Source organism: Pseudomonas sp. BJa5, assembly GCF_030272875.2.
Taxonomy (GTDB): Bacteria; Pseudomonadota; Gammaproteobacteria; order Pseudomonadales; family Pseudomonadaceae; genus Aquipseudomonas.
The window spans coordinates 1-6,429 of record NZ_JALRNG020000076.1; the positions used below are offsets into that span (position 1 = coordinate 1).

Consider the following 6,429-nt stretch of genomic DNA (forward strand, 5'->3'; position numbering starts at 1 on the left):
GGAGGGGGTGGCGATGGGTTGTCACGGCCCCCCCTGTGTTTTCCTTGGCTCTCGGTGGGGGGGCCCCGCCCGCCCCACGTGTGGGGGGGGGTGGGCCCCGCGATCGCTTAGTGCCCCGCCGAAGCAGGCCCGGCCTTGGCCGCAAACGGCGGCTTGGCCAGCCACACCAGCACAATCAGCCCGGCAAACACCCAGCCCATCAGGGTGAAGTAATCCACCGTCGACATCATGTACGCCTGACTGCCGAGCATCCGCTCCAGTTGCGCATAAGACTGCCCGTTCGCCCCGCCCAGCTGGTTGAGCGCCTCGCGGGTGGCGGGCTCGTAGGTGCTGATGCTTTCGCTGAGGTAGGCGTGGTGCTGGTCGGCGCGGCGGATCCAGATCCAGGTGGTCAGCGACGCGGCGAAGCTGCCGCCCAGGGTCCGCAGGAAGGTGGCCAGCCCCGAGCCGTCGGCGATCTGATGAGGCGGCAGGTCCGAGAGCAGGATGCTCAAGGTCGGCATGAAAAACAGCGCCACACCGATGCCCATGAACAACTGCACCAGGGCGATGTGCTGGAAGTCCACCTCAGTGGTGAAGCCTGCGCGCATGAAGCAACTGGTGCCGATGGCCAGGAACGCCACCCCGGCCAGCACGCGCAGGTCGAACTTGTGCGCGTACTTGCCGACGAACGGCGACATCAATACCGGCAACAAGCCGATCGGCGCCACCGCCAGGCCAGACCAGGTGGCGGTGTAGCCCATCTGGGTCTGCAGCCATTGCGGCAGGATCAGGTTGATCCCGAAAAAGCCCGCGTAACCCAGGACCAGCACAATGGTGCCGATGCGAAAGTTGCGGTGCACGAACAGCCGCAGGTTGACCACCGGGTGCTTGTCGGTCAGCTCCCAGATGATGAAGATCGCCAGGAACACCAGCGATACCAGGCTGCCGACAACGATAAAGCCCGACTCGAACCAGTCCAGGTCGTTGCCCTTGTCCAGCACGATCTGCAAGGCGCCGACCCCGATGATCAGGGTCAGCAGGCCGATGTAGTCCATCGGCTGGCGGCTGGTACTGACCGGCCGGTTGCGCATCTGCTGGCGTACCACGGCGGCGGCGAACAGGCCGATCGGTATGTTGATGAAGAAGATCCACGGCCAACTGTAGCTATCGGTGATCCAGCCACCGAGGATCGGCCCGGCGATCGGCGCCACCACCGTGACCATCGCCAGCAAGGCCAGGGCCATGCCGCGCTTGGCCGGCGGGTAGACGGCGATCAGCAGGGTCTGGGTCATCGGGTACAGGGGGCCGGCGACAATGCCCTGCAATACCCGAAAGCCCACCAGTTCCGGCATCGAGCGGGCAATACCGCAGAGAAACGAGGCCAGCACGAACAGCAGCGTGGCCCAGAGGAACAGTTTCACCTCGCCGAAGCGTCGGCTCAGCCAGCCGGTCAGCGGCAAGGCAATGGCGTTGCTCACGGCGAACGAAGTGATGACCCAGGTGCCCTGCTCCACGCTCACGCCCAGGTTGCCGGCGATGGTCGGCAAGGCGACGTTGGCGATGGTGGTGTCGAGCACCTGCATGAAGGTCGCCAGTGACAGGCCGATGGTGGTCAGCAGCAGGCTCGGCGGGCTGAACGAAGCGTTGTTGCTCATCGCTGCGCCGTCTTGCCGGAGCCTGCGCTGTTGTCATGGATCAGCCGGGCGATCAGGGTGTCGGCTTCGACCAGTTGACGGTCGTACACGCCGGTGGCGAACGAGGCTTTCTGCGGCGGCACCTGGGCCAGGACCGGGCCGCTCTGGTCATGCAGGTCGACCGTCACCTGGGTCGACAGGCCGATGCGCAGCGGGTGCGCGGCCAGTTGTTGGGCATTGATATGGATGCGTACCGGCACCCGCTGGACGATCTTGATCCAGTTGCCAGTGGCGTTCTGCGCCGGCAACAGGGCAAAGGCGCTGCCGGTACCGGCGCCCAGGCTGTCGATGCTGCCGCTGTACTTGACCTCGCTGCCGTACAGGTCGGCGACGATGTCCACCGGCTGGCCGATGCGCATGTGGCGCAGCTGGGTTTCCTTGAAGTTGGCATCGATCCACAGCTGGTCCAGGGGAATCACCGCCATGGTCGCGGTGCCGGGCTGCAGGCGCTGGCCCAGTTGCACGGTGCGCTTGGCCACGTGGCCGGTGACCGGCGCCACCAGGGTGGTGCGGGCAGATGCCAGGTAGGCCTGGCGCAGCTCGGCGGCGGCGGCCATGACTTCCGGGTGGGAGGACACCACGGTGTCATCCACCAGCGCAGTGGTGGTGTTGAGCTGCTGCCTGGCATTGTTCAGGGCGCTCTGGGCCGACGCCAGGTCGTCACGGGCGTGGGACAGCTCCTCCTGGGAGATCGCCCCGCCTGCGGCGAGGGTCTTGCGCCGGTTGTAGTTGTCCTGGGCCTTGGTCAGCTCGGCCTGACGGGCGGCCACCTGGGCCTTCATGCCGTCGACGTTGCTGTACAGCCCGCGCACCTGGCGCACCGAGCGGGCCAGCTTGGCCTCGGCCGCCTGCAGGCCGACTTCGGCGTCGCTGGGGTCGAACTCGAGCAGCACCTGGCCTTCGTGGACCAGATCGCCATCGTCGGCACCGATACTGACCACGGTGCCGGTGACCTGCGGGGTGATTTCCACCACGTTACCGTTGACGTAGGCATCGTCGGTCTCTTCGCTCCAGCGCCCGTAGAGCTCATGCCAGCCCCACACCGCGGCGGCGCCGACGGCGATCAGCAGCGCCAGGCCCAGCAGCCAGGTCTTGCGCTTGCGGGTGTTTTCGAGGTCCTGGACCGTTTCGACGTTGTCGCTTGTCGTGCTCATTTGCCACCTACCCGCTGGATCGTCAGGGCGTCGCCTGCGGCAAGCAGGACCTTGGTCAGCAAGCTTTCCAGGGTCGCCAGTTCGTCTGCGGCCAGCACCCCCACCAACTCGTTCATCGCCGCCGCACCGATCTGCGGCAACTGGTCGGCGAGCTTCTGCCCCTGCTCCGTCAGGCCCAGGCGCACCTGGCGGCGGTCATCCGCGCAGCGCCGGCGCACGATCAGCTCTTTTTGCTCCAGGCGATCGAGCATGCGCGTCATCGAGCCGCTGTCCAGGGACAGGAAGCGGCACAGCTCGGCAGGCGTATCGACCCCGTACTGGGCGGCGATGATCAGCACCTTGAACTGCGCGGCGGTGACGCCGGAGTCCTGCAGGTGGCTGTCGAGAATGCGGTCCTTGACCAACGCGGCACGGGCCAGCAACAGGCCGATGTTGCAGGTCTGGAAGTTTTCGGGGGAGTAATGCGGCATGGAACGAGATACCTGCTCAGGCAGTAAGTAACATAATGTTACTGCCTAGACAGCTAACGTCAAGCCATTAATTAGCATGCTTATTATTTGCCGATAAAAAAGGGCTGCCTCGCAACCCATCGTCGATTACCTGTAGGAGCGGGCTTGCCCCCGCGATTGCGATCGGTCAATCACATCGCATCGCGGGGCAAGCCCGCTCCTACAGACGCCTCGATTCAGGCCGGGATACCGCTATGGAAGCGGAACTCTTCATCCGGGCTGCTGATCAGCTCAGCCTCGACCGCCCTGACCTTCTCCACCACCCGCTCGATATCCGCCGCTTCACCATATTGATGGGCCAGCTTCAGGTAACCCTGGTAGTGCCGGGCCTCGCTCTTGAGCAGGCCGTGGTAGAACTTGCCGAGCTCTTCGTCCAGGTGCGGCACCAGCGCGGCAAAGCGCTCGCAGCTGCGCGCCTCGATGAAAGCGCCGACCACCAGGGTGTCGACCAGCTTGACCGGCTCATGGGCGCGCACCACACGGCGCAGCCCCGAGGCGTAGCGCCCGGCTGAAACCGGGCGCAGGGCGATCTTGCGCCGCTTCATCAGGCGCAGCACCTGCTCGTGGTGCACCAGCTCCTCACGGGCCAGGCGCGACATCATGTTGATCAGGTCCAGGTGCGTGTTGTACTTGGCCATCAGGCTCAGCGCGGTGCTGGCGGCCTTGAACTCGCAGTTCTTGTGATCGATCAGCAGGGTTTCCTGGTCGGCAAGGGCCGCCTGGACCCAGGCATCGGGAGTACGGCAACCAAGGAACGCATCGATTTCGGGAATTAGGTGCATAGGCTCACAAAACAGGCAGGGCAACGGCAAGACCGGCGATTATACCGGCAGCGGCGGCGATCACCAGTGAACTATGCTTGATACATATCAACGCCCATTGCACTTGGCGCCGACTATAGTCAGACATCGGTCGCCATTTCTGATAGGGAGTTCACGCTCATGCAAGCCGTTCGCAGCATCCTGGTGGTACTCGACCCCGAACATGCCCACAGCCGCGCCCTGACCCGGGCCAAACTGATCGCCGGCGCCACTGGCGCCCGCCTGCACCTGTTGATGTGCGACAAGAAACACGACCACAGCGCCCTGCTCAGCCTGCTTGCCAGCCAGTTGCGCGATGACGGGTTCGTCAATGTGACTCACGAGCAGGCCTGGCACGACACCTTGCACGAATCGATCATCGACGTGCAGCAAGCCGAAGGGTGCGAGCTGGTGATCAAGGAGCACCGCCCGGACAACCCGCTGAAAAAGGCCCTGCTCACGCCCAGCGACTGGAAGCTGCTGCGCCAGTGCCCCTGCGCGGTGCTGATGGTCAAGACCGAACGCCCTTGGGCCGGTGGAGTGATCCTTGCCGCCGTGGACGTCGGCAACCACGACGAAGCGCACCGCCTGCTGCACAAGAACATCATCGACCACGGTTATGAGATCGCCAACCTGGCCAAGGGCGACCTGCACGTGATCAGCGCCCATCCGTCACCGATGTTGTCGGCGGCCGATCCGGTCTATCAATTGAAAGAAACCATCGAACAGAAGTATCGCGAGGAGTGCGCAGCGTTCCAGGCCGAGTTCGATATCAAGGATGAACGCCTGCACGTCGCCGAAGGCCCGGCGGATGTGCTGATCCCCTACACCGCCAACAAGTACGATGCGGTAGTGACGGTGATCGGCACGGTAGCCCGCACCGGGATTTCCGGGGCGCTGATCGGCAATACCGCCGAGGTGGTGCTCGACTCGCTGGAAAGCGATGTGCTGGTGCTCAAGAGCGAGGAAGCGCGGGTGCATCTGACTGAGCTGGCGCAAGGCTAAGCAGCTGATCGCGGGGCAAGCCCGCTCCCACAGGTGACCACTGTGGGAGCGGGCTTGCCCCGCGATGCATTCACCGCCTAACCCAGGGCATCCCTGAGAAACCCCGGCGCGATGTAGCGCTGGTAGTGGGCCTCGGAGAGCAGGAAGAACTCCCGGTCGATGGCATCGCGCACCTGGGGCAGTTCCCAGTCGCGAAACTCCGGCAACAACACCATCCCGTAGGCCTCCAGGTCGCGGATCACCCGTGCCCCGCGGGCGATCAACTGGTAGGCCCAGCAGTATTCGGACTGATGCGGCACGAAGCGGATCTTGCGCTGCTCCAGCTGCTGGCGCAGCAGGCTGGCATCAAAGACCTCGAGTTTGGCCACCATGACCTGCACCAGCAAATGCTCCAGACGCAGCCACACCGCACGTTTTTCATCGTCGTTGTAGCCGTTCCAGTTGATCACTTCATGGTGGAAACGCTTGCAGCCGCGGCACACCAAGTCCCCGTAAACCGTGGAGCAGAGGCCAACACAAGGCGTTTTAATTGACTGATTGGACATGAAAAAAATGGCAGTTGGGCGATGGAACAGCCTGTCATGTTAGCCCTTTGTCTAACGGGGGTCACCCGCTAAAGTCATCAAGCGCGCCTTACCTTAATCCAGTTTTTACCGTAGAATCATCCCGCCTTTTTAAGGCAGCAATGTCCGTTAGAAGCTGTTTTCAAAGCGTCACGAGCACAGTTCATCCGGTAGAACGGCGTTGGCTCGGTACAGGCATCCACTCCTGTCCCGCGCCAGCCCTCATCAGCCTCCGTTCTACAGGCGTAAAACTTTGAAAGCAGCTTCTGTAAGGATTTCCTGCAACCCTGGCTACTCGGCTCAAAAAGCCGTATTGCGCATGGGTGCCGGAATTTCTGGATGAGCGTCCCGGACACCCATTTGGGACCACTGATGAGGGTAATAACTGTGCTTGAAGCCTACCGCAAACACATCGAAGAGCGTGCCGCCCTGGGCATCGTGCCCCAGCCGCTTAACGCCGAACAAACTGCAGGCCTGGTCGAGCTGCTGAAGAATCCCCCTGCTGGCGAAGAAGCCGTCCTCGTCGACCTGATCACCAACCGCGTTCCGCCAGGAGTGGACGAAGCCGCCTACGTCAAGGCCGGTTTCCTCTCCGCTGTCGCCAAGGGCGAAGCCAAGTCCCCGCTGATCGACCGCAAGCGCGCCACCGAACTGCTGGGCACCATGCAGGGCGGCTACAACATCGCCACCCTGGTCGAGCTGCTGGATGACGCCGAACTGGG

6 protein-coding genes and 1 pseudogene are annotated in these 6,429 nt (G+C 63.5%); 2 read left to right on the forward strand and 5 right to left on the reverse strand.

All coding sequences use genetic code 11. The features are described from left to right. Positions 1–107: 107 nt before the first annotated feature. From M2D63_RS25390 to M2D63_RS25405, 4 genes are all read right to left on the reverse strand, one after another. On the reverse strand, positions 108–1,637 hold the full coding sequence (locus M2D63_RS25390) for a DHA2 family efflux MFS transporter permease subunit (protein ID WP_285865853.1): 1,530 nt from the start codon (positions 1,635–1,637) through the stop codon (positions 108–110). Beyond that, entirely contained in the window at positions 1,634–2,830 is a 1,197-nt protein-coding gene (locus M2D63_RS25395; RefSeq protein WP_285865854.1) for an HlyD family efflux transporter periplasmic adaptor subunit, read from the reverse strand. The genes M2D63_RS25390 and M2D63_RS25395 overlap by 4 nt, the downstream gene beginning before the upstream one ends. Then, entirely contained in the window at positions 2,827–3,300 is a 474-nt protein-coding gene (locus M2D63_RS25400; RefSeq protein ID WP_285865855.1) for a MarR family winged helix-turn-helix transcriptional regulator, read from the reverse strand. The genes M2D63_RS25395 and M2D63_RS25400 overlap by 4 nt, the downstream gene beginning before the upstream one ends. Before the next feature lie 215 nt (positions 3,301–3,515). Continuing rightward, positions 3,516–4,121 carry a tRNA-(ms[2]io[6]A)-hydroxylase gene (locus M2D63_RS25405; protein WP_285865856.1) on the reverse strand — a complete coding sequence of 202 codons (606 nt, stop codon included), beginning with the start codon at positions 4,119–4,121 and terminating at the stop codon, positions 3,516–3,518. 159 nt (positions 4,122–4,280) lie between these two features. Here M2D63_RS25405 and M2D63_RS25410 point away from each other — a divergent pair, with 159 nt between their 5' ends. Further along, positions 4,281–5,144 (forward strand): universal stress protein, encoded by an 864-nt coding sequence (locus M2D63_RS25410; RefSeq protein WP_285865857.1) that lies wholly within the window; start codon positions 4,281–4,283, stop codon positions 5,142–5,144. A gap of 77 nt (positions 5,145–5,221) precedes the next feature. On the opposite strand, the gene M2D63_RS25415 is transcribed toward M2D63_RS25410, so the two are convergent. Further along, positions 5,222–5,689 carry a DUF1289 domain-containing protein gene (locus M2D63_RS25415; RefSeq protein WP_285865858.1) on the reverse strand — a complete coding sequence of 156 codons (468 nt, stop codon included), beginning with the start codon at positions 5,687–5,689 and terminating at the stop codon, positions 5,222–5,224. Positions 5,690–6,094: 405 nt separating this feature from the next. On the opposite strand from M2D63_RS25415, the pseudogene M2D63_RS25420 reads away from it, so the two are divergent. Next, positions 6,095–6,429, forward strand: a pseudogene (locus M2D63_RS25420) (aconitate hydratase B); the annotation flags it as partial.